This is a genomic window from Pseudoalteromonas sp. AWM4_233, from assembly GCF_056158285.1.
Genome location: NZ_JBSWSZ010000113.1, coordinates 493,512 through 515,349 on the forward strand (window position 1 = coordinate 493,512; position 21,838 = coordinate 515,349).

At 41.1% G+C, this 21,838-nt stretch carries 17 protein-coding genes; 11 read left to right on the forward strand and 6 right to left on the reverse strand.

The window, feature by feature from the left end:
* Nucleotides 1–96: 96 nt before the first annotated feature.
* Both ACXAC4_RS23700 and ACXAC4_RS23705 read right to left on the reverse strand, forming a co-directional pair.
* On the reverse strand, nucleotides 97–450 hold the full coding sequence (locus ACXAC4_RS23700) for a hypothetical protein (RefSeq protein ID WP_475166334.1): 354 nt from the start codon (nucleotides 448–450) through the stop codon (nucleotides 97–99).
* Between the two features lie 105 nt (nucleotides 451–555).
* A complete protein-coding gene (locus ACXAC4_RS23705) occupies nucleotides 556–1,122 on the reverse strand; it encodes a uracil-DNA glycosylase family protein (RefSeq protein WP_475166336.1) in 567 nt (188 codons plus the stop codon).
* Between the two features lie 747 nt (nucleotides 1,123–1,869).
* Here ACXAC4_RS23705 and ACXAC4_RS23710 point away from each other — a divergent pair.
* Both ACXAC4_RS23710 and ACXAC4_RS23715 read left to right on the forward strand, forming a co-directional pair.
* Nucleotides 1,870–2,322: a YaiI/YqxD family protein gene (locus ACXAC4_RS23710; protein ID WP_349287080.1), complete on the forward strand. Its 453-nt coding sequence runs from the start codon at nucleotides 1,870–1,872 to the stop codon at nucleotides 2,320–2,322.
* Nucleotides 2,319–2,858 (forward strand): DUF6942 family protein, encoded by a 540-nt coding sequence (locus ACXAC4_RS23715; protein ID WP_475166340.1) that lies wholly within the window; start codon nucleotides 2,319–2,321, stop codon nucleotides 2,856–2,858. Before ACXAC4_RS23710 ends, ACXAC4_RS23715 begins: the two co-directional genes overlap by 4 nt.
* A 178-nt stretch (nucleotides 2,859–3,036) precedes the next feature.
* On the opposite strand, the gene ACXAC4_RS23720 is transcribed toward ACXAC4_RS23715, so the two are convergent.
* Genes ACXAC4_RS23720 through ACXAC4_RS23735 form a run of 4 tightly spaced genes read right to left on the reverse strand, consistent with a single transcriptional unit; the run spans nucleotide 3,037 to nucleotide 8,883 of the window.
* Entirely contained in the window at nucleotides 3,037–3,720 is a 684-nt protein-coding gene (locus ACXAC4_RS23720) for a class I SAM-dependent methyltransferase (RefSeq protein WP_475166343.1), read from the reverse strand.
* 1 nt (nucleotide 3,721) lies between these two features.
* Entirely contained in the window at nucleotides 3,722–7,378 is a 3,657-nt protein-coding gene (locus ACXAC4_RS23725) for an AAA family ATPase (protein ID WP_475166345.1), read from the reverse strand.
* Complete coding sequence (locus ACXAC4_RS23730) at nucleotides 7,375–8,589, reverse strand: exonuclease SbcCD subunit D C-terminal domain-containing protein (RefSeq protein ID WP_475166348.1); 1,215 nt, start codon at nucleotides 8,587–8,589, stop codon at nucleotides 7,375–7,377. The genes ACXAC4_RS23725 and ACXAC4_RS23730 overlap by 4 nt, the downstream gene beginning before the upstream one ends.
* Before the next feature lie 54 nt (nucleotides 8,590–8,643).
* A complete protein-coding gene (locus ACXAC4_RS23735; RefSeq protein WP_058031728.1) occupies nucleotides 8,644–8,883 on the reverse strand; it encodes a hypothetical protein in 240 nt (79 codons plus the stop codon).
* A 461-nt stretch (nucleotides 8,884–9,344) separates the two neighbouring features.
* On the opposite strand from ACXAC4_RS23735, the gene ACXAC4_RS23740 reads away from it, so the two are divergent.
* The 9 genes from ACXAC4_RS23740 (at nucleotide 9,345) to katG (ending at nucleotide 21,724) form a co-directional block, all read left to right on the forward strand.
* Nucleotides 9,345–11,777 carry a M1 family metallopeptidase gene (locus ACXAC4_RS23740; RefSeq protein ID WP_475166352.1) on the forward strand — a complete coding sequence of 811 codons (2,433 nt, stop codon included), beginning with the start codon at nucleotides 9,345–9,347 and terminating at the stop codon, nucleotides 11,775–11,777.
* 3 nt (nucleotides 11,778–11,780) lie between these two features.
* Complete coding sequence (locus ACXAC4_RS23745; RefSeq protein ID WP_475166355.1) at nucleotides 11,781–12,275, forward strand: DUF6702 family protein; 495 nt, start codon at nucleotides 11,781–11,783, stop codon at nucleotides 12,273–12,275.
* Nucleotides 12,276–12,407: 132 nt separating this feature from the next.
* Nucleotides 12,408–13,004 carry an HAD family hydrolase gene (locus tag ACXAC4_RS23750; protein ID WP_475166361.1) on the forward strand — a complete coding sequence of 199 codons (597 nt, stop codon included), beginning with the start codon at nucleotides 12,408–12,410 and terminating at the stop codon, nucleotides 13,002–13,004.
* A 107-nt stretch (nucleotides 13,005–13,111) separates the two neighbouring features.
* Nucleotides 13,112–13,837, forward strand: a complete 726-nt coding sequence (locus tag ACXAC4_RS23755; protein WP_475166366.1) for a YebC/PmpR family DNA-binding transcriptional regulator — start codon at nucleotides 13,112–13,114, stop codon at nucleotides 13,835–13,837.
* Between the two features lie 152 nt (nucleotides 13,838–13,989).
* Nucleotides 13,990–15,225, forward strand: a complete 1,236-nt coding sequence (locus tag ACXAC4_RS23760) for a hypothetical protein (protein WP_475166371.1) — start codon at nucleotides 13,990–13,992, stop codon at nucleotides 15,223–15,225.
* 50 nt (nucleotides 15,226–15,275) lie between these two features.
* Complete coding sequence (locus ACXAC4_RS23765) at nucleotides 15,276–15,671, forward strand: hypothetical protein (protein ID WP_475166378.1); 396 nt, start codon at nucleotides 15,276–15,278, stop codon at nucleotides 15,669–15,671.
* A complete protein-coding gene (locus ACXAC4_RS23770) occupies nucleotides 15,664–17,259 on the forward strand; it encodes a diguanylate cyclase domain-containing protein (protein ID WP_475166382.1) in 1,596 nt (531 codons plus the stop codon). Before ACXAC4_RS23765 ends, ACXAC4_RS23770 begins: the two co-directional genes overlap by 8 nt.
* The gene (locus ACXAC4_RS23775; RefSeq protein WP_475166387.1) at nucleotides 17,252–19,159 is read left to right on the forward strand and encodes a putative bifunctional diguanylate cyclase/phosphodiesterase; all 1,908 of its coding nucleotides are present in this window, start codon (nucleotides 17,252–17,254) and stop codon (nucleotides 19,157–19,159) included. The genes ACXAC4_RS23770 and ACXAC4_RS23775 overlap by 8 nt, the downstream gene beginning before the upstream one ends.
* Before the next feature lie 276 nt (nucleotides 19,160–19,435).
* Nucleotides 19,436–21,724 carry a catalase/peroxidase HPI gene (gene katG, locus ACXAC4_RS23780; RefSeq protein WP_475166390.1) on the forward strand — a complete coding sequence of 763 codons (2,289 nt, stop codon included), beginning with the start codon at nucleotides 19,436–19,438 and terminating at the stop codon, nucleotides 21,722–21,724.
* Nucleotides 21,725–21,838: the final 114 nt, after the last annotated feature.

The window sequence follows — 21,838 nt, forward strand, 5'->3', positions numbered from 1 at the left end:
AGTCACTAAAACGCCAAGTACAGAAGGCAAGAGATATAAAAGGAAGAGAGAAGGGAAGTAAGTTGGCTAATTGAATAGCCAACTTATTAAAGTAGGTTAATTAACTGCGTCTAATTGCGCTAGCAGTGTTTCTTTTCTGAGTAGACCAAAACAAACAACACTCACGACCGCAAAAATACCGTACATAGATAACACATAAACCCAGTCATTTTGCTGTGAGAACAAAAATACATTCGTTCCATCATTGATAACGAAAATATTGATCAGTGAAAAAAGAAATACTAAATTGAAGTAGACATATTTGCCTGAACTACTTGCATAAGCCCCTATAAACATTGCGAACAAGCTTATATAAAAGCCGATACACGACAAACCACCTGTCATATTGCTGGGGTAAAAGGCCATCAGTGATAATAAAACAGCACACCAGCCAGTAACCTTGTTGAGCATATTCTATCCTTGAGAATGTACTTGTTAAAATTTGTAATCATGTGTAATGCCAAGTAAGTATGTATTGACTTATCTAAAAAAACAACGCCTTTTCGTTAAAATTATTTAACTAGTGATTAACTTCTGTATTTGTTCTTTTAACTCAGGCACTAACGCTTGTTCGAACCAGGGGTTTTTAGCACGCCAAGGCTGGTTTCTTGGGCTGGGATGAGGCAAAGCAATACGCTCAGGTAGCATAGATGACCATTGCTGAACTTGCAGTGTCACTGATTTAAAATTATTACAATAATAACGCTGTGAATACTGACCAACTAATATGTGTAATTTTATCTGTTTAAAATAATTTTGTAGTGGCTGCCGCCAAGTTTGTGCACATACCTTCGGTGGGGGTAGATCACCACTTTTTCCTTTACCCGGATAACAAAACGCCATCGGTACAATGGCAAATATGTCAGGATCATAAAACTGTCTTTCGGTTACTCCAAGCCAGTCTCTGAGGGTTTCGCCACTTTGATCGTTGAATAACTTTCCTGTTTGATGAACTTTCAAACTAGGGGCTTGCCCTGAGATCAAAATTTTAGCATCCGGTGAGGCTTGAATGACAGGTCGAGCACCAAAGGGGAGTGCTTCGTCGCAAAGTCGACACGTCGTAATTTGCTCAATTAAACTCATATTCTCATACTAGTAGTTCATGTTCAGATCGTTATTTTACTAAGTTAATCTGAATTAAGGGCTAGAAATTTTGCTAAAAAAGTAAATTCATTAACTAGAGGACTGCTATAGCTAAATACCTTCAACTTTTACCCTTATCAATCGAGTTACTTTAATCCTATTTATAACAATCCACTATTTTATTGGGCTATACAGATCATGATTTTATCAACTTAAGCGTTAGCTGTACGACAACGCTTAACTCTTACTGAAAAAACACCTTCTATAAAGAAAAGTTATTAGTACTTAGGTATTGATAACACTTTCTGGATCATCATTTTACTAAGCTAGTTAGTAAAATGATGATCTTTCGAGAACTAAAAAATCATCTCGTTAGTTAAAATATGATCTAGAGTTCTAAATTAAGTAATTAAACACAAATTTAGTTAGTAAAAATATGATCTCAGAATTAATTAGGAGACTTCAGTAAGTAAAATCGTGATCTGTGACAAAGCCAGTTGGTAAAAACCTGATCTTGATAAAGCATCATTAAGCTTAACGTCTTTTTAGTTAGTAAAAATATGATCTCAACACCCTTGTTGGGCAAAAAATACTTCGCTACTTTAAGAGCTTCTATGAAAATACGATGACACTGAGCCTCATAAGCTATATTCAATCTAAGTGTAAAGGGGGTTTACACTTGCTGATTTAGGTTTTATTGGTATCATCGTCTCTCACACCAGATTTTTACTAACTCAGAGTCTATTTATGCATATTTGGGTCGATGCGGACGCGTGTCCTGCTGTTATCAAAGAAATACTTTTCCGCGCGGCTGAGCGCACTAAAACACACACAACACTGGTCGCAAATCATAGTATGCGCGTCCCAGTTACACAATATGTGAATTTGCTCCAAGTGAGTAAAGGCTTTGATATTGCAGATAATGAGATTGTAAAAAGAGTTAAAAAGAACGATTTGGTTATCACTTCTGATATTCCTCTTGCTGCAGAAGTACTAGAGGAGGGCGCTTTTGCATTGAGCCCAAGAGGTGAAAAGTTTACTGAGAACAACATCAAACAAATCCTTAATATGCGGGATTTTATGGACACTATGCGAAGCAGTGGTGTAGAAATGTCAGGAGGACCTGCCAAATTAAGCAGCACCGACAAACAAACATTCGCCAACGCCCTTGATAGCCTGCTAGCACAACACAGATCATGAAATTATCAACTCAGGGATTAGGGGCAAAAGAGGGCTTAATCGCAATCTATGTTGAAAACCCGCCCAGCATGTCTGAATACCATAATCTTCAATTAGTACAATCACTTAGTAAAGGTGAGATCGATGTTATAAACCAAGCATGTGGTAATGGATGGCGCAAAGTTTTCAACGTTTATGCAAAAATTTTGGCTGAGTGGCAACACAGAGATCATCATTTTACTAACTTTAAGCGTTGGCAAGACTACCGAGATAAAGTACTGCTTCAAGGGCATAGCCAAGAGGCGCTGCTCTTTAGTCCGCCAAACTTCTCTGAAAAAAGTTATAAATTTCATGTTATTGCAGGTAGAACATATGCCAAAAAATTACTCCGAGATCACATTTTTACCAACTCTTTAATATGGCTAGATGAGGAGTTCGCGATCGATAAAGTTAGTAATTTAGTGATCTGTCCGTATTTAGACTACAGGCAACTAAGTAATATTAAGATAACTCGACTAGTAGGGCTCTTAGCTGAATTAGAGCGCGCGAGTAATTAAAACTCATACCAATCCGCTTAACTTAGTGGTCTTTTTTGAGGCAAGGAAAATATTTCGTTATTTAGTTGTTCTCGACAATTGCTCCTGCATTGCCCTACCTTCTGCATCCATGCAGTCGTAAATGAGAAATCTTTAACGCCGCTATCATCAGGTTTAAATCCCTCAAAATGATTAAGTGTTATTGCGGATTGGTATCAGTGCGCTTATTACAACTTACCCCAGTAAAACCAAGCGCCTTAAAGAAAGGGTAGGGAGCGTTGAAACCACATTCATCGAGTAGTTCACTTAAACGCATTCGATCAATTGGATAAAACTCATGTTCTAAGTTGTGCCGCATACGAGTCTGGCCTATTTCTGTTAAACCCAGAGTACGACAAAATACTAACTGCGCCTCTCGTTCAAACTGGGTTTCTGGCTTCATAAGGTCAACAAGAAATAAAGGCGCACTTGGTTTTAAAACACTATTAATCTGATTTAAAAGCGTTTTCTTTGCACCGTTATCTTCTATGAAGTGTAGAACTAGCAAACATAGGGCACAATCAACGCGCTCAATTAGAGACGTTAACTCACCACATTGTATTTTTACCCTATGACTTAGGCCCAAGTTAGTAAAATTTTGATCTGCGATAGCGAGCATGTCTGCTGAAACATCTTGCACTATAAAAGACCAAGTAGCATTAAGCTTAGCTAATTCAATAACTTCTTTACCTGTGCCTGCTCCCACAATTAGGATGTTCGCTTCATCAGGAAACAGCACTTTTAATTGTGCAGCCGCCAAACCATGTAGTAACTCGTAGCCAGGTACGAGTCGCGTGATCCTTTCGTCATATTTGATGGCTTGTTCACCTTTAAAATCAGGCATATTAAGCACCTTTTATTAATACGTTCGAATAACCGCCGGGCTGTTTTTTAACTTGTACTTGTGTGGCAACACGTTCTGACATTTCACTGACGTGCGAGATCACCCCCACTTTTCTACCCTGTGCTTGCAGAGCATCTAAAGCATCTAGCGCCACACTCAAGGTTTCAGGATCTAACGTGCCAAAGCCTTCATCAATGAATAGCGAACCAATATTTACTTTGTTGGAAGAAAGTGAAGCCAACCCTAGCGCCAAAGCCAGAGAAACTAAGAAAGATTCACCACCAGAAAGCGTATTCACAGAGCGCTGCTCATCGGCCATATCTTTATCAATGATAGCAATATTCAAAGAGTGGCCTATCACAGTCAGGCGATAGCGCTTAGACAAACTCGCTAAGTGTTGGTTGGCATATTGCAGTAAGATTTTTAATGTTTGAGTTTGCGCGATATTACGCAGCTTTTTACCCGTGGCATCACCCAATAACTTATCAAGTAAGTGCCAATGTTCATACTTAGCTTGTAGCTTATTTAGCTTTTGCTGCTCAGTTGCCAATTTTTCAACATTTTTGTGATGTTGTTCAAGCTGCGTGTTCACACTCAGCCAGTATTGTTGCGTTTGTTGAAACTGAGTCTCTAAAATTACTAACTGCTCATTAATTTGTTGCTCTGATAGCTCAGTAAGTGCCTTCTCTAAATGAATACTCAAGGTCTCTTTTAAATGACTTAGCTTGCCTGATAGCTCTACTTTGCCGTGCGACAACTGTTTAAACTCAGACAAGGTTTGCTGAATGTCCGCTTTTGGAAGCTTGAGTAAGTAAGAAACTAGCTCTTCATTCAAGTCAGCATAGATCTGTGACTTTTCATTGAGCCATTGTTCAAAGCGCGACTCAAGTGCGGCTTTTTGAGTTAGTAAAATCTCGATCTGCTCAGCTATATTGGTCAGATCTTTTTCTTTATCTTTTTCAGCCTGCAAGATCTGCTTCAATTGTTCAGAGCAAGCATTTAAATCATGTTGCCTTGCTTTTAATTGTGACTGACACTTTTCTTGCCATTCATCAGCGGTGATCTCTTGTGGTAAACGCTCAAACCTTGCTTGCTCAAAACTCAATTTCTCTGAGCGCGCATTTTTAACTGTGCTGTTAATGCCGTTTACCTGCTCAGAAACATTCACAGCTGATTCTTGTAAATGATTCAGCTGCAGCGTTAATGCTTGTTGAGACTGCTGAAGTTGACCGAGTTTCTCTTTATTATTTTTAAACTCATCAACCGCTTTTGTTAAAGAGGCCAAAGCATCTTGTGGGGCACTTTCAAACTGCGCCCACCATGTTTCATCGGCATAATAATCACACGCTTTTTGTTGCGCACGGTTTATTTCTTGCGAAAGTTGAGTAAGTGTATTTTGCTGTTGTTCAATCTGATGAGAAAGCTCAGTGGCTTGCTGTGTAATGGCATTTAACTGCGCTTGTTGTTGCTCAAACAACTTTTGCTGTTCCTGTAGAGTGTGCCATGCTTTTTGCAATTGCGACTGAAGACCTGTGAAATGCTGTTGCTGCTGTACAAGCATTTGTTGATGATCTAAACATTGCTGCAGCGACCACCCTTGGTATTCGCTAAACTGTTCAAGTTGCCCTTGAAACTCAGATACTTTACTCGTTAAACGCTGATGTTGTAGTTTGCTTTCTTGATATCTAGCGTTCACTTTTTCAAATTCAGTTAAGTGAACTTGGCTACGTTGCATCGCTTGTTCGTAAGCTTGCTCAGCCTGCTTGTGTTGAGTAGCAAAGTCATTTAGTAGGTTTGCCCAATGGCTATCAATATGGTCAACCGCGTAGGGATGCTCTTTTGAGCCACACACCATACATTCATGACCAGGCTTTAGTTCTGCACGTAATGCGCTGATGCTCTCGCTAGCACGAAGTTGAACTTGCGTTAAGCTATCCCGAGTCACTTGTACCCGTTGCTTACTTAGCTCTTTTTGCTGCTCTGTATCTGCCATTTGCACTTCAATGGCTTGTTTCTTTTGGAAGTTACTTGCCATTGAAGATTGTTGTTGCAACTGCTCCGCACTGATATCTGAAATGTGCTGCATCAAAGCAATCACGTGTTGCAGCCGTTGAGTCGCTGATTGCAAATCATCGATGTTTAACTGTTCAACTTGCTGCTGGAGTACATCAATTGACGATTGCCCCGAAATCAATTGTGATTGTAATTGTGATAACCCAGACTTGAGTGGCTCTGCTTGTTGGGTGTTTTCTTGATGCTGCTTTTTCGCATGTTGCAATGCAGCGCGCGCACGCTGAGACTGAGACTGTTTGCCTATGATGTCATCTAACAAGCCTTTGAGGTGAGACCAGTTTTCAACTGTACTTTGTAAGCTGTTATTGGCAGTTAATAACGACTCTAATTCGTGACTTTGTTGCTGTACTTGTAGTAATTGCGTATTGGTATTTTGCTGTTCTATTGAAAGCTTAGTCTGCTGTTGCTCAACCTCACTCTGTTGCTTTAAGACCTGCTGTAATACTGAATCAGCATTCGCGATTTTCGTATCAAGTTGCCTAACTTCAAGCAGAACACTTTGCTGCTCTGTCACATAGACTTCGGCTTGTTGTAGCACATCAGACGCCTTATTCGACGCGTCTTGTGCTTGCTGGATTTGCACAGCAAAGTCTTTTGTTTTGAGCTCGCTTTGCTTTAACTCGAGTGCACTTAAATTGTTTTTTGTTACAGTCCATTGTTGGCGATTATCGGCAATCTCAAAAGCGGCTTGTGCTTGCTCTGCTTCATTAAAAGTATGTGCTTTTTCTGTCAGTTTGGCTTCTGTTTCTTGAATAGCCTGCTCTGTTTGCACTAATTGAGTTCTCAATTGGGCTGATTCTGTAAGCCATTGCAGTGACGACTTGTGCTGGGCTTGTTGTGCTCTTAATTCATCTAACTGCTGTTGGTGATTTTGCGCCTCAAGGGTTAATTGCTCAAGTTGTTCATCAGTTAATAACACATAAGCACTTAGGCTATCTTTTAACCGTTCTAGCTCTGCTTTCTTTTCTTTATGTTTTTCAAAGATCAGCTGACCAATACGACTGAATTTATCGGTCGCTGTTAAACACTCTAAAAGTTGTGCGCGTTCATCACTACTTGCTTTTAAAAATGCGGCAAATTCATGCTGAGCGAGTAAGACGGTACGCGTAAATTGATCAAAGCTAAGACCGATTAATTGCTCGACCGTTTTAACCGCTGCGCTTTTATGGGCCAACAAGGTTTCGTCACTGAGGCGAATAATCTCGTGCTCTGGTGTCTTGAGTTTACCTGAGACTTTTTTACGCGCTCGGGCAACAGACCATTTTGCTAAATAACGCTCACCGTCTTGGCCTAAAAAAGTCACCTCTGCAGAGCCCTCTGCACAGCCTCTACGAAGTAAGTTTCTTGGGTCGTTTAATTTAATGTCGTCACCATTGAACGACACGGTGTTCTTTAAGTCATTTTTTAAACGTGCTGTTTTTGCATAGAGGGCTAAACAAATAGCATCTAACAGGGTACTTTTACCTGCGCCTGTATCACCAGTAATGGCAAATAATCCAGCTTGTTCTAAAGGCGCTTTTTCAAAATTAATATCAGCGTGAGTAATGGAAGCTAAATTTGTGATTGTTATTTTAAGTAATTTCACGCGTTTTGCTCCTCTTCCATGTCATTTAATACCTCAGCTAAACAATCAGCTAAATCTTCGGGTAAGTCCTGCTCTGAATCGACCTGCTGCTTAAAAACCATATCTAGCAAATCGAGTGGGTTTAATTTCTCGACTTGACCTAAATCTTGGAAAATTACTTCATCGTCATGCTTTTGCACATCTTGAACACGCTCAATGCCACAAAATAAAATGTCTTTATCTTTTAGGCTTAATGAAATCTTCTCCCTAAACTGGCTATCGGTCTCGCTGGCATTAAGTCGTAAGCGAAGATAAGGGCTTGCTTCGTGCGATGTTAAATCTAGTTGTTCGATTTCATTACAAAGTGCATCAATATCCGCCCCTCCTTTTTCAGGAAGCACTATCAGCTCTCTAAGCCTTGGCGTGTAAAGGGGGTTTACGCTCACGCATGCTTTTCCATTAAATTCACAGACGAGTACTTGATGTTGATAATTTTTTTCTGAAAATGACATCGCCATCGGCGTACCGCAATATCGCTTTGCGTCGCATTTTGCTACCACTTGGGCTTTGTGAAGGTGACCAAGCGCAACGTAATCAGCCTTGTCAGTAAACACCTCAGCAGTTACCGCATCAAAACCGCCGATGCTGATATTCCGTTCTGAATCTTCACTAATGGTGCCGCCTTTGGCGTGCAGGTGGCCCATAACAATAATAGGGGCTGTGTTCTCTTCACACAGTTCAATCACTGATTGGTAAGCTTGCGCCACACCTTGCTGGTAGGCTTTATCATTTTGTGTATCTAGCGTGACATCAGCAGGGCGTAAGAAAGGCATTGCAACCACTTGTGCCTTACCCTTTTCAGTTTCAATATTTACTAAACAAGTTGCTGGGGCTGCTTTGTCATATCGGCCAATAACATGTGTATCAAATTGTTTTAAAAGAGGTTTTGCGGTTTCAATACGATTCGCAGAGTCGTGGTTACCTGCAATAATGACAATATGCAATTCAGGACATGCCTGTTTGGCTTGCTTTATAAATTGGTAAAGTTGTTGTTCAGCAGAAGAGGGAGGGGTTGCTGTATGATAAATATCACCGGCAACAAGCAATAAATCAATCGCCTGTTGTTGTAATGTTGTCACCAACCAATCAAGAAAATGCTGATGCTCTTGAACACGGTGATGTTCGTAAAACTGTTGACCTAAGTGCCAATCAGAAGTGTGTAATACTTTCATGTAGCGCTCCCTTTCGCATTGAAACGCTACTATAACACCGCTTTAAGTATTTGTTTAACGGGTAATTTGCCACCAAATAAAGGCAACAACAGGCAAAGCCAGTAAAAATAACAAAACTGGAGTTTTAAACACTTTCGTTTGCTTATTCTGCAACACTTCAAGTGCAGACTTTTCATTACAAGCGGCAACTTTATCAACATAAAAGTAGCCATCTTCTAAATACTGTTTGCAATTTTGTTCATCAGCCGGAATAGCCACCAGCTTGTCTTGCTTTTTCAGGATGTAGAAATCCATATTGCTCACCACATTTTACTGTAAACGGGTACACTATACAGAGCAAAACTAACGCCAACTTTTTAACGTAACTATTTGCTCAAAAATCAAAGAGCGCGAATTTAAAAATAATTCGCAGTAAATATCAACAGTCAAACTAAGGTTTTTTGATCAAATTTGTTAATACCCAGCATAAACCACCAAAATAAACGTAAGATGAATTAGCTGCTGTTGTTTTCTGCTCATATTTTCGTTGATATCGATGAATTTCGAACTTGTACTTTAGTGGAACAAAACGTCCAAAAAGTCACTAAAAAACATTAAAATGTTACTTTATCTCAATTTAATTGCATTTTCTTGATGCTTTTGCGACGCTCAATGCGTTATGCAACTATTAAAGTGCAAAACATTCTCTCGTTCACAAACTTACAAAGAATAGATAAGTGCTGAACAACCATATCTTGGGTAGCTAGGAAAACATAATGAAAAAAATAACCAGTGCCTTGTCACTGTGCATACCGCTTATGGCATCGAGCTTAGCGGTTGCTAGTGCTGTTGAGCAAACAAAAGGCAACTTTGTAGATAAGTTTCGTCAATTAGACGAAGTACTGCCAACACCAAACGTCTACCGTAACGCAGCAGGTGAGCCAGGTGAACGTTACTGGCAACAAAAAGTCGATTACGACATAGACGTTGTATTAGACGAAAAACAGCGCCGTTTAACCGCTGAGCAGAGTATCGAATACAAAAACAACTCACCTTACACGCTTAAATATCTTTGGATGCAACTAGACCAAAATATTTTTAAGCAAGATTCACTTGCTGAGCGAAGCGCTACATTCAAAAATAGCCTGCAAAGTAATCCCGCAGCAAAACCAGCAAAAATCAGCCTAAACCAACTTCGTCGCCAACAATTTATGGATGACACTGAGCTGGGCTTTGTGATCAGCGATGTCAAAGACGAAGACGGCAAGCCACTAAAAGTTACGATTGTCGATACTATGATGCGTATCGATTTAAACGAGCCATTAAAGCCAGGCAAGTCGACAGAGTTCAGCCTTGATTTTGCCTTTAACATTGTTGAAGAAGATGCCGTTGGCGCGCGCTCGGGCTATGAACACTTCGAAGAAGATGGCAACGATATCTTCTTACTGGCGCAGTGGTTCCCGCGTCTTACCGCTTTTACTGACTATGAAGCTTGGACAAACAAAGCGTTTTTAGGTCGTGGTGAGTTCACACTGGAATTTGGTGATTATGATGTAGAGATCACCGTACCTGCAGACCACATTGTTTCATCAACAGGTGAGCTGAAAAACGCTAAAAAGGTACTGACAAAAACACAACTAAAGCGTTTGAAAGAAGCTGAAACAGCTAAACGTCCTGTGTTTGTTGTGACTGAAGAAGAAGCGATTGAGAACGAAAAAGCAGGCACAGACAAAACCAAAACTTGGCATTTCGAAGCTGAAAATGTCAGAGACTTCGCTTGGGCATCGTCACGTAAATTTATGTGGGATGCCAAAGGCTATCAGCAAGGCGGTAAAGAGCAACCACTTGTGATGGCGATGTCTTTCTTCCCGAAAGAGGGCGGTGACCTTTGGAAAAAATACTCAACTGAGTCTGTGATCCATACCATGGAAGTGTACTCGCGCTTCTCATTTGATTACCCATATCCAGTTGCACAGTCAGTGAACGGCCCAGTAGGTGGTATGGAATACCCAATGATCACCTTCAATGGTCCGCGTACAGAACTAAGAGATGATGGCTCACGCACTTACTCACAAGCCGAAAAGCGTTTCTTGATTGGCGTTGTGATCCACGAAATTGGTCATATTTACTTCCCGATGATCGTTAACTCAGATGAGCGTCAATGGACTTGGATGGATGAAGGCCTTAACAGCTTCTTAGATGGCGTCGCTGGCCGTGAATGGGATCCAAACATTCCTTGGGGCGTAGAGCCGCGTGACATCGTGCCTTACATGAAGTCTCAAAACCAAGTGCCGATTATGACGCAGTCAGACAGCGTATTGAATCTTGGTCCGAATGCTTATACCAAACCAGCAGCGGCACTGAATATTCTTCGAGAGGTTATTTTAGGCCGTGAACTATTCGACTTTGCGTTTAAAGAATACTCGCAGCGCTGGAAATACAAACGTCCAACCCCTGCTGATTTCTTTAGAACTATGGAAGAAGCATCTGGTGTCGATTTAGACTGGTTCTGGCGTGGCTGGTTCTATACCACAGATCATGTTGATATCTCACTAGACAAGGTTTATCAATTACGTATTGATACTAAGAACCCAGACATTGACTATGCACGTTTACGTGAATTCGAACAGAGCAAGCCTATGTCACTGTTCAACAAGCGTAACCAAGAAGAAGGCCGCGAGCTTTGGATTGATAAAAACAAAGACGTGTCAGATTTCTACGATGACAATGACCGCTTTACTGTGACCAACAAAGAGCGAAATGCGTATCAGAGCTTCTTGAAAAAGCTTAAACCTTGGGAGCGTAAAGCCCTAGATAGAGCGGTTGAAGAAGACAAAAACTATTATGTCATGGAGTTCAGCAACCTAGGTGGCTTGGTGATGCCAATCATTTTAGAACTGACGTATCAAGACGGTTCGACTGAAGAGCATATGCTACCGGCTGAGATTTGGCGTCGTAGCCCGAATAAAGTAAGTAAGTTAATCATCACAGACAAAGACAAGCCGTTAAAGTCTATTGTGGTTGACCCTCGCTGGGAAACTGCCGATGTCGACATTGAAAATAACCATTACCCGCGTCAAATCATTCCTTCTCGTTTAGAAGTGTATAAGCGTAAGAAGAGTTCAGCCAAAGTGCGTCGTGATATCATGCATGACATCAAAACTGAGTTGAAAAAAGATGACAAAGACGAAAAAGAGAAGAAGGATTAATCCATGAGAGCTTGGCTTGCTGCCAGCTTACTTTTACTGTTGAGCGGTCAAGTCACCGCTCACCAGTTAAAAGCTGCAATGACAACCGTATTGATCAATGAGCGTACGGGTAATCTTGAGCTGATGCATCGCTTTTATCTGCACGATACAGAACATGCTGTAGAGACCTTGATAGGCGGTCATGCCGACCTGTTTAAGCACGCTAAAGATAGAGCCGAATTTGCACAATATGTAAATCGTAAAGTGGCTTTACAGTTAGCAGACAAGACACCTCTCAAGCTTTCATTGGTCGGTCAGGAGGTTGATGGAAAGTTTTTTTGGGTTTACCAAGAAACGCAGATCCCTGCAAATTTTAGCGAATTACGAATGCAACATGGTGCGCTCAGGGATGTTTGGGCAGATCAAGTCAACATGGTCAACTTCGAAGGTAAAGGCAAAGTAAAAACTTTACATTTTGATGGTGAAGATAATTGGCTCACCGTTCATTTTGATAAGTAACCGTCTTTTTGCTTTTATCAGAAGCAGAGCTCAAGCTCTGCTTTTTTATTCGCCCTTATCTTTCAGCCCTAATCCAACCTTTTAGTCTTTTCGTATATACTCAAAATACGCTCACTAAGACCACTCTCTTTTATGACTCAAGCTGCAGCAAATGCAAACTACCAAGGTGTTATCTTTGATTTAGACAACACGCTAGTAAGCTCTTCTTTAAACTTTAAACATATTCGCGCCGAAATCGGATGTACTGAACACACCGATTTATTGACCTACATTGAACAATTACCAGAAGTTGAAGCTCAAGCTGCTATGGATATTGTCTTAAGCCATGAGTACCAAGATGCTGAATCAGCAGTGCTTATGCCGGGTGTTGACAAGTGTCTTGCAGCGCTTGCAGAGCAACACATCAAAATGGCGGTTGTAACGCGTAACTGCCAACATGCGGCACAACTGAAGCTGGCGAAAACCGGTCTTAAATTCGATATTGTACTCACTCGAGACGATGCCCCCGCAAAACCTGACCCAACTGCACTATTGCAAGTTGCTGATAGTTGGCAAGTAAACCCTTCGCAGTGTATTTACGTTGGCGATTTTTTGTTTGATATTCAGGCTGCAGACAATGCGAAAATGGACAGTTGTTTGTATATTCTTGATGCGCGACCTGACTACGCAGATACAGCGACGCATATAATCGAGCACTTTTCGCAATTAACTAAGTTAGTCCTCCCGTAACGTTTGGTTTTCAAAAAAATGTCGCTAATCTCGCTACCCTCTAGCTCAAAGCCTTGAGTCTTGCTAGAATCTTGGCAATTTTTTAAATTCATAACACGAGAATTAAGATGGGCAGAGCATTTGAAGTCCGCAAAAACGCCATGGCAAAAACGGCGGCGGCAAAAACCAAAGTTAACTCTAAATACGGTAAGGAAATCTACGTTGTAGCTAAAAACGGCGGTGCAGATCCTGAAACAAACCTATCTTTACGTCGTCTAATCGAAAAAGCGAAAAAAGACCAAGTACCAGCACACGTTATCGATAAAGCCGTTGAAAAAGCAGCGGGTGGTGCAGGTGAAGACTATTCTCCAGCACGTTACGAAGGTTACGGCCCGGGTAACTGTATGGTTATCGTTGACTGTTTAACAGATAACCCAAATCGTACTATCAAAGATGTACGTCTGCCATTCACAAAAACAGATTCGAAAATCGGCAGCCCGGGTTGTGTTGCTCACATGTTCGATCACTTAGCTATTTTAGGCTTTGATGGCGACGATGATGAAGTGGTGCTTGAAGCATTAATGATGGCTGATGTTGATGTAACTGACGTTGAAGTTGAAGACGGCAAAGTATCTGTATTCGCGCCTCACACTGAATACTTCAAAGCGAAAACAGCATTAACAGAAGCATTCGAAGGCATCAACTTTGAAGTAGATGAAATCACCTTTGTACCACAAACACATGTTGAGATCACAGACGAAGACGACCTAGCTAACTTTGAAAAATTCATGAACATGCTAGAGGATTGTGATGATGTACAAAACATCTATCACAACGCAATTGTGAACAAATAATCATCGCACAATGCATTTAAAAGGAGCCAATTGGCTCCTTTTTTGATTTAAGCCACACAAGGCGCTGAAAACTTACTCATTTCATTTCGAAAAGCCAAACATCCGCTATAATTTATTTACTGAGTTTATATAAATTATCGGTGAGATGTTAGATGTTGCGATTTCTGTACGCTTTATTATGTCTATCAAGCTTTTTTGGTATTTGTGCTGAGCGTGCAACCATCAGCGGCTTTGGCAACATAGGAGCCGTCCATTCCAATTCTGACACCTATCGCTTTAGAACTGATATCTCACGAGATAATGACAACTTTGAAGATAGTTTAGACTTTAGCGCAATCAGTTCTTTAGGCATTCAAGCTGACATATCTTTATTTCGAGATTTCGACCTTGTCACCCAGTTAATTTATCGCGGACAAAAAAAGGTCACTTTAGACAACGCGCTTAGCTTAGCTTTTTTGAGATACAAACCAGCTCCTGACTGGGAGCTCAGAGTTGGCCGCACGCAACTCGACCTATACTTACTTACAGAATACAGAGATATTGGCTTTGCTTATCCGTGGGCAAAAGTCCCCACTGAAGTCTATGCTTTACTCCCATACCGCAATTTAGACGGAGCCGATTTTACCTATTTTAAAAGCCATAATGATTTAGATTACCGTATCAAGCTGTTTGGCGGTCAATCTTCGAGTCACATTGCCCTTGATAATGAAAATGTAGAACTAAAAATTGATGATGTTTTAGGCGTGTCCTTCGAACTCAGTCAATTCGACTGGACACTGTCTCTTAAGCACACCCAAGCTCGCACCAAAAACAATATTTCTACCATGGCAAGCATTATTGGTGGCTTACAACAGATACCTGACGTGATTTGGCCCGATAAAGTTGCTTTTATTAACGACTTTTCGTTAATCAATAAAAAAGCATATTTTAGCTCTGCTGGACTCAAATATAACGTAGGCCCACTGACTTTTTTAACCGAGTTTGCCCACCTTCACAGCGATTCATCAGTAGTTTCAGCTGTCAGTAGTGGCTATATCAGTACAACCTACAATTTTGATAAAGGACAGGTATTTTATACCTTTGCGATTGCAGCGTCCGATCCCAGTGAATTTAACGATGCAGTCAATATTCAGCGATTTTTACCTAACCAAGTTGAGGAGATTATTCTAGCAGTTAATGAATCATTTCGTGTATTCAGCCCTAATCAACAAACCCACTCTCTCGGTGTCAGATATGACTTGAAAGACAATATTGCCCTCAAGTTACAAATTGATCACACTAATATTGATGCTCAAGGGGGGGCGTTATGGTCATATCAGGGTATGAATACCTTGGCACCAAAAGAGTCTTTTACCACCCTATTTTTTAGTGTGAGTTTTACTTTTTAGCTATGAACAAGTTAATTATCTTCCTCACCCTAATACTCGCTTGCTGCATCATGAATACAGTAGCGGCTAAGCCTATTTCTATCGTTGTGCATGCCGACAATGCTACAGACTCCCTGTCAAAAAAGCAGTTAATTGATTTATATATGGGCCGATATGTTGCTTTCCCTGACACCCAATCCGCTCAACCATTAGATACACTTACACCAGAGGGATTGAAATCAACTTTCTACAAAAGACTCGTGAATATGCCTTTATCGAGAGTAAATGCGTATTGGTCAAGAGTTCGCTTTACCGGTAGAGCCACCCCTCCAGAAACATATGCTGACGAGCAGATGGTTCTAAACTTTATAGCCGAAAACCCCAATGCCATCGGTTATGTATTTAGCGATGCGTTAAATAAACAACAAAAACAAAAAGTAAAGGTCATCTTGGAGCTGTATGAATAAGAGTGGCTTATTACTCAGGCTAGCGATATCAATTAGCTTTGCAGCCGTGTTTGTCGGTTTTATTTCATCGCAGGTATTTTTTAAACTGGCGTATCAAAAAAACCTAGATAAAACTCAGGCCAGCATAGAGCAGCTTTATGAGGTCATTGCACCTACGGCCAATATTGCGGCCTATTTAGGTGATCAAGAACTAGCAAAGGAAGTGATTAATGGCCTTAGTAACAACCAAGCTATTTTAGCTGCATCGTTTGAATCTGAGCTATTTGCAATTCAAAGTGAGACTTTTAAATCTGAGCCTGCGAAACAAACGGAGTTCATGGTTTATTCACCTTTTGTACCTTCAGAATCGTTAGGGACAATTAAAGTTCAGCACAATTTAGCCTACATAGAAGAAGACTCACAAAATGCGGCAAGCTTCTTATCCAACTCTTTGCTAATACAAGCACTCGTTGTTACTGTCATTGCTATTTTTATTGCATTTTACTTCATCACTAAGCCCATCCTAATTATTGCAAATAGTCTGCACTCACTGAATCCAGGTACAGCAAGGCGTTTAAAAAAACCTATTTTTCACGACAAAAGCGAGCTAGGTAATTTAGTTGAAGACATCAACTTACTATTAGAAAAAGCAGAAGAGCAAATCTCTCAAGAGCGATTATTGCGCTCTGAAATTGAGCTTTTAGAAAAGCGCTTCAGGTTATTATTCGAAAACTCCGTCGCCCCTATCATTTTAATGGAGCCTAGAGGCAATATTCTTCTCACCAACAAAGCCTTTAAATCTTTGATAGAACGAATAGAGCAGCCGATGAAGAAAAACTATGGCCCTATACTCAGTGAGCTCTTTGAAACGCCTGAACTAGTGACACGCGCTGTAAACAGTGCATTTTTGAATGATGAAATCGCCATTGGTGAGCACCGACTTAAATTTAAAGAACAAGATAAAACCATTTGGTTACAAGTGGTTGTTTCTAGCATCATCACAGATGATTTAAAATCGTATTATCAAATCACACTCAATGATGTATCTAAGAAACGTGACGAGCTCGATAAATTAAGCCGAAGAGCTGATTATGACGCCCTGACCAATATGACCAACCGCCATGCTGGTGAGAAAAGAATTGATCAACTCATAAAAGATAAGACACCTTTCGTCTTTGCCTTGATGGACCTCAATGGCTTTAAACAGGTGAATGATATATATGGTCATGATGCCGGTGACGAAGTGCTTATATTCGTCGCGAATCAGTTAAAACAGCTCACCCCGAGTAATGGGATAGCGTGTCGATGGGGAGGCGATGAGTTTGTAGTCGTATTAGAAAACACTAACAAAGCTGATTTTGAATTATTCTGTGAACAACTCACGACAAGGATCGTTAAGCCTTATACACTTATCTCGCACCAAGCTAATGTACAGGTAGGCCTTTGTATTGGTGCTGCTTTTTACCCGTATGACACAAGCCATAAGCCGGAGCTCATCCACTTAGCCGATAAAGCCATGTATGCCATTAAACCTGAGTCTAAAACAAGGGGAGGAAGAACGCTGGCTTTTGCGACTCCCACTAAAACTTTAGAGCGCAAATATGAATAGACGAGAAAGTGTTGACTACAGCAGTATTCTTGGTCAAATTGCAACGGACAAGGTGAAGCGTTTAAAGTCATTTATTCTTCTGATCAGCCTTTCTTTGGCACTATTCTTTATCCTCAACATATTAATTTATCAACAAGGCTACGCTTACACACTTGTGGTCGCACTCGGGATCTTTATATTTTTACACTGGTTTGTCTGTGAAGATACCTTGCCTGTAGTGTCTGGTATTTTTATATGGACTTTGACCTTACTGGCATTCTTTTTTGCGTGGAATATTGAAGGGCTCTACGACACCAGTTTACTTGCCTATCCATGTATTCTTGTATTTTGTGCCATGCTTAACAGCCGCCTACTTATCATCTCTACAACCACATTTATGGTGCTCAGCATATATTGTTTAGCCTATGCAGAGTACATAGGGTTATTGGCCTCTCCACTGGCTGAGTTCGCCGATTGGCGTAAAGCGCACAACATGGCCCTAGTGCTGCTTGTGTTCGCTTCTGTGGTATACTTATTAACGAAAGACATTGATAGGCTGCTCGAAAGACTAGTCAAAATGCATGTGAATTCACTCAGAAATAAAACTCGTACTCAGCGAAAAGCACTCACCAATAGATTGACCCTGTTACCCAATGAAATAGCCTGTGCACAATATGTCCAGGGACGCATCTACCGTCACCATCAGGCAGAACAACTTAGTGCATTAATGGTGCTCACCTTAAATAACTTAAACTCCATTAATGCCTCTTTGGGGTTTGATATTGGTGATAAGTTAATCAACATGATTGCACAGCGACTAAATACATTGTCGGAAGATAACGCCAAAATTTTTCACAGCTCCAACAATCAATTTTTTATTTTCATTGATGAAACCGATTACCACGATATCGAAGCTTTTGCTCATCAAGCGTTGCAAACCACTTTTTTTAGCAATTACGTCGAGCAATACGAGGTTGAAGTATCGGCCTGTATTGGCATTGCAATAGCCCCTCATGATGGTAATCACTATGATGCACTGTTACGCAGAGCACACACAGCATTAACTAAAGCGGTGCAAATGGGCCATAATCAGTACGCGTTTTTTGATTTAGAAATGGAGCAACAAAGCAAAGCGAGACTGGCTATGCTGGCAGGGTTAAAACGAGCCATTGAACAGCAAGAGTTTGAGCTCTACTATCAACCCAAGATTGAACTGAGTAGCAATACCATTGCAGGGGTAGAAGCGCTGATCCGCTGGCGCCTACCCGATAACACACTAATGCCTTCTTCTGTTTTCATTCCTGTTGCAGAGGCCTCAGGATTAATTAATGAAATAGGGATCTGGGTAGTCAAACAAGCCGCTAAAGATTGCCTTACTTGGCATCAGCTCGGTTTTAATCAGCTTGGGGTATCGGTCAATGCCTCAGCGGAACAGTTTAAAAAAGGCAATTTTGGCAGTTTAGTATTAAAAACCTTAAAACAGCAAAAACTCGACCCCTCTTACCTCGACATTGAAATCACTGAGTCATTATTCATTGAAGACGAGAAAAACATACAGGCACAAATTCACCAAATGGTTTCCCAGGGTATTTCGATTTCTATTGATGATTTTGGTACTGGTTATTCGAACTTAAATTACTTAACTAAGTTTAATGCTTCGACTCTAAAGATTGATCAATCCTTTATCAAAAATATGATGCATGAACGAAATCAGTACCACTTAGTTGATGCCATATTGAAGATGAGCCACGCAATTGGTATTGAGAATATTGCTGAAGGTATCGAAGATAAGAGCACTGCCAATATTTTAATGCAACTAGGATGTCGATACGGTCAAGGCTACTACTGGTCAAAGCCGATTCCTCAAAAAGCTTTTTGCCAATTTTTGATAAATTGGCAAAAACACAGTAAAGCAAGTTAATCGTATTTTTTAAACCAAAATGACATCATCTCTTCATTGTTTTTTTTGAACATATGAATCTAATTAATCAATTTATAAAAAATTAGATCACCTCCTATACTCAACCCTGATGTAAACAAGTCGAACACTTGAGCGCAAAATTTTGATACATGACAGAACAAAACGTGATTTAAAAACATACCTATTTAGTTAGATATTAAAAAGGTTTACGTTTCATTCATGTTGTCACTGAACGCCAATCAAGCTGAACGTAATTTAACGCACAGGATGAACATAATGAAGATCCACACTCAGTTTCGTAAGTCGGTACTTGCCACCTTTGTTGGTCTCGGTATTTTAAGTTTAGGCGCATGCGCCAGCTCGCCACAAATGAGTAAACCAAAAGGGGCGACGGGGACTGGTAAAGTTGCCGTTGGCACGCCTAAATCAAATCAATTTTGGTGGCCTCAGCAATTAGATTTATCGCCACTTAGAGATCATGACAGCCGCTCAAATCCACTTGGTACTGACTTCAACTATGCAGACGCATTCAATAAGCTCGACATGGCCGCACTCAAAAAAGACATGAATGAGCTACTCACTACATCTCAAGATTGGTGGCCTGCAGACTGGGGAAACTACGGCCCATTGTTCATCCGCCTAGCGTGGCATAGCGCAGGTACATATCGCACATTAGATGGCCGTGGCGGTGGTGATGGCGGTCAAATGCGTTTTGACCCACTCAATAGCTGGCCTGACAACGGTAATTTAGATAAAGCCAAAAGATTACTGTGGCCATTAAAGCAAAAGTACGGCGAAAGCATCTCTTGGGGTGACTTAATGATACTAGCTGGTACAGTTGGTCTTGAAAACATGGGCTTTAAGACCTTTGGATTCGCGGGCGGCCGTACTGATGACTGGGAGCCAGATCTTGTTTATTGGGGCCCTGAAGTTGAAATGCTTGCCAGTGACCGTGAGGAGCGTGACGGTAAGCTACAACGTCCTCTTGGGGCGACGCATATGGGTCTAATTTACGTTAACCCTGAAGGTCCAAAAGGAAAGCCAGATCCACTTGGTTCAGCTAAAAATATTCGCATTGCCTTCGGCCGTATGGCAATGAGCGATGAAGAAACCGTTGCACTTATCGCAGGCGGTCACACCTTTGGTAAAATGCACGGTGCGCACCAAGCAGGCCAATGTGTGGGTAAAGAACCCGGCGGTGCAGCTATTGAAGAACAAGGATTAGGCTGGAAAAATAAATGTGGTAAAGGTCACTCAGAAGACACTGTGACCAGTGGCCTTGAAGGCGCGTGGACGCAAGCACCGACTCGCTGGACGACACTTTATTTACAAAACTTACTTAACTTTGAATGGCAACAGACACGCAGCCCAGCAGGTGCAATTCAGTGGATCCCAACCGATGAATCGCTACATACTTCAGTCCCAGACGCACATGTGAAAGGTAAGTTTAATTCTCCGGTTATGACTACCGCTGATTTAGCCCTTAAGTACGATCCTGAATATCGCAAAATAGCAGAGCGTTTCTTAGCAAATCCAGAAGAATATCGCCTCGCATTTGCAAAAGCTTGGTATAAGTTAACACATAGAGATATGGGACCAAAAGCTCGCTACCTTGGTGATAATGTGCCGAGTGAAGCGTTAATTTGGCAGGACCCTGTACCAGCTGTCGACCATACGCTTGTCAATGCAAAAGATATTGCAAACTTAAAGCGCGATATTCTGGGTACAGGTTTAACCATCCCTCAGCTTATAAGAACGGCATGGGGCTCAGCTGCAAGCTTTAGAGCGTCAGATATGCGAGGTGGGGCAAATGGTGCACGTATTATGTTAGCACCACAAAAAGACTGGGCAGTAAATAACCCAGATGAACTGAGCATGGTGTTAAGTAAACTTAAAACTGTACAAAGCGACTTCAACAGAAAAGCATATGGCAATAAAAAAGTGTCTTTGGCAGACATCATCGTATTAGGTGGTGCAGTTGCTGTTGAAAAGGCGGCCGACAATGCTGGCGTAACAGTGTCAATCCCCTTTACACCGGGCCGAACTGACGCCGCACAAGCACAAACAGATGTAAACTCATTCTCACTACTTGAGCCAAAAGCAGATGCCTTTAGAAACTATTTCAATACTAAAGAAAGCTATCGCTCTCCAGCCGAAATGTTAGTCGATAAAGCAGATCAGCTTAATTTAACAGTGCCAGAGATGACAGCACTTGTAGGTGGCTTGCGTGTCTTAGGTGCAAACAGTAATGGTAGTAGCCATGGCGTATTCACTAATAATGTAGGCGCTTTGAGCAACGACTTCTTCGTTAATCTATTGGATATGTCGACAGTTTGGAAAAAGTCAGTTCAAGAAGGCCTATATGAAGGATTTAACCGGAAGAGTGGACAGAAACAATATACTGCGACTACGGTAGATCTTGTGTTCGGTTCAAACTCTGAGCTCAGAGCCATTGCGGAAGTTTATGCCTATGATAATGCAAAGCAAAGATTTGCAGATGATTTTGCCAAAGCTTGGCACAAAGTAATGCAACTTGACCGCTTTGATTTAAGACACAACCTATAAGACCCTCACAGAGCAAGAGATTCACTCTTGCTCTTTCTTCATCAAAAAGCCGCCACCTTGTAGAGTTAATACACAAAATTAACTATAGTCTGTATAAAATAAGCACAAAAAATA

What these genes read in the sequence shown, in the direction of transcription:
- ACXAC4_RS23710 (WP_349287080.1), top strand. Translation starts at nt 1,870, where the DNA reads ATGCATATTTGGGTCGATGCGGACGCGTGTCCTGCTGTTATCAAAGAA.
- ACXAC4_RS23720 (WP_475166343.1), bottom strand. Translation starts at nt 3,720, where the DNA reads ATGCCTGATTTTAAAGGTGAACAAGCCATCAAATATGACGAAAGGATC.
- katG (WP_475166390.1), top strand. Translation starts at nt 19,436, where the DNA reads ATGAAGATCCACACTCAGTTTCGTAAGTCGGTACTTGCCACCTTTGTT.
- ACXAC4_RS23735 (WP_058031728.1), bottom strand. Translation starts at nt 8,883, where the DNA reads ATGGATTTCTACATCCTGAAAAAGCAAGACAAGCTGGTGGCTATTCCG.
- ACXAC4_RS23775 (WP_475166387.1), top strand. Translation starts at nt 17,252, where the DNA reads ATGAATAGACGAGAAAGTGTTGACTACAGCAGTATTCTTGGTCAAATT.
- ACXAC4_RS23700 (WP_475166334.1), bottom strand. Translation starts at nt 450, where the DNA reads ATGCTCAACAAGGTTACTGGCTGGTGTGCTGTTTTATTATCACTGATG.
- ACXAC4_RS23765 (WP_475166378.1), top strand. Translation starts at nt 15,276, where the DNA reads ATGAATACAGTAGCGGCTAAGCCTATTTCTATCGTTGTGCATGCCGAC.
- ACXAC4_RS23755 (WP_475166366.1), top strand. Translation starts at nt 13,112, where the DNA reads ATGGGCAGAGCATTTGAAGTCCGCAAAAACGCCATGGCAAAAACGGCG.
- ACXAC4_RS23705 (WP_475166336.1), bottom strand. Translation starts at nt 1,122, where the DNA reads ATGAGTTTAATTGAGCAAATTACGACGTGTCGACTTTGCGACGAAGCA.
- ACXAC4_RS23750 (WP_475166361.1), top strand. Translation starts at nt 12,408, where the DNA reads ATGACTCAAGCTGCAGCAAATGCAAACTACCAAGGTGTTATCTTTGAT.
- ACXAC4_RS23730 (WP_475166348.1), bottom strand. Translation starts at nt 8,589, where the DNA reads ATGAAAGTATTACACACTTCTGATTGGCACTTAGGTCAACAGTTTTAC.
- ACXAC4_RS23760 (WP_475166371.1), top strand. Translation starts at nt 13,990, where the DNA reads ATGTTGCGATTTCTGTACGCTTTATTATGTCTATCAAGCTTTTTTGGT.
- ACXAC4_RS23715 (WP_475166340.1), top strand. Translation starts at nt 2,319, where the DNA reads ATGAAATTATCAACTCAGGGATTAGGGGCAAAAGAGGGCTTAATCGCA.
- ACXAC4_RS23745 (WP_475166355.1), top strand. Translation starts at nt 11,781, where the DNA reads ATGAGAGCTTGGCTTGCTGCCAGCTTACTTTTACTGTTGAGCGGTCAA.
- ACXAC4_RS23770 (WP_475166382.1), top strand. Translation starts at nt 15,664, where the DNA reads ATGAATAAGAGTGGCTTATTACTCAGGCTAGCGATATCAATTAGCTTT.
- ACXAC4_RS23740 (WP_475166352.1), top strand. Translation starts at nt 9,345, where the DNA reads ATGAAAAAAATAACCAGTGCCTTGTCACTGTGCATACCGCTTATGGCA.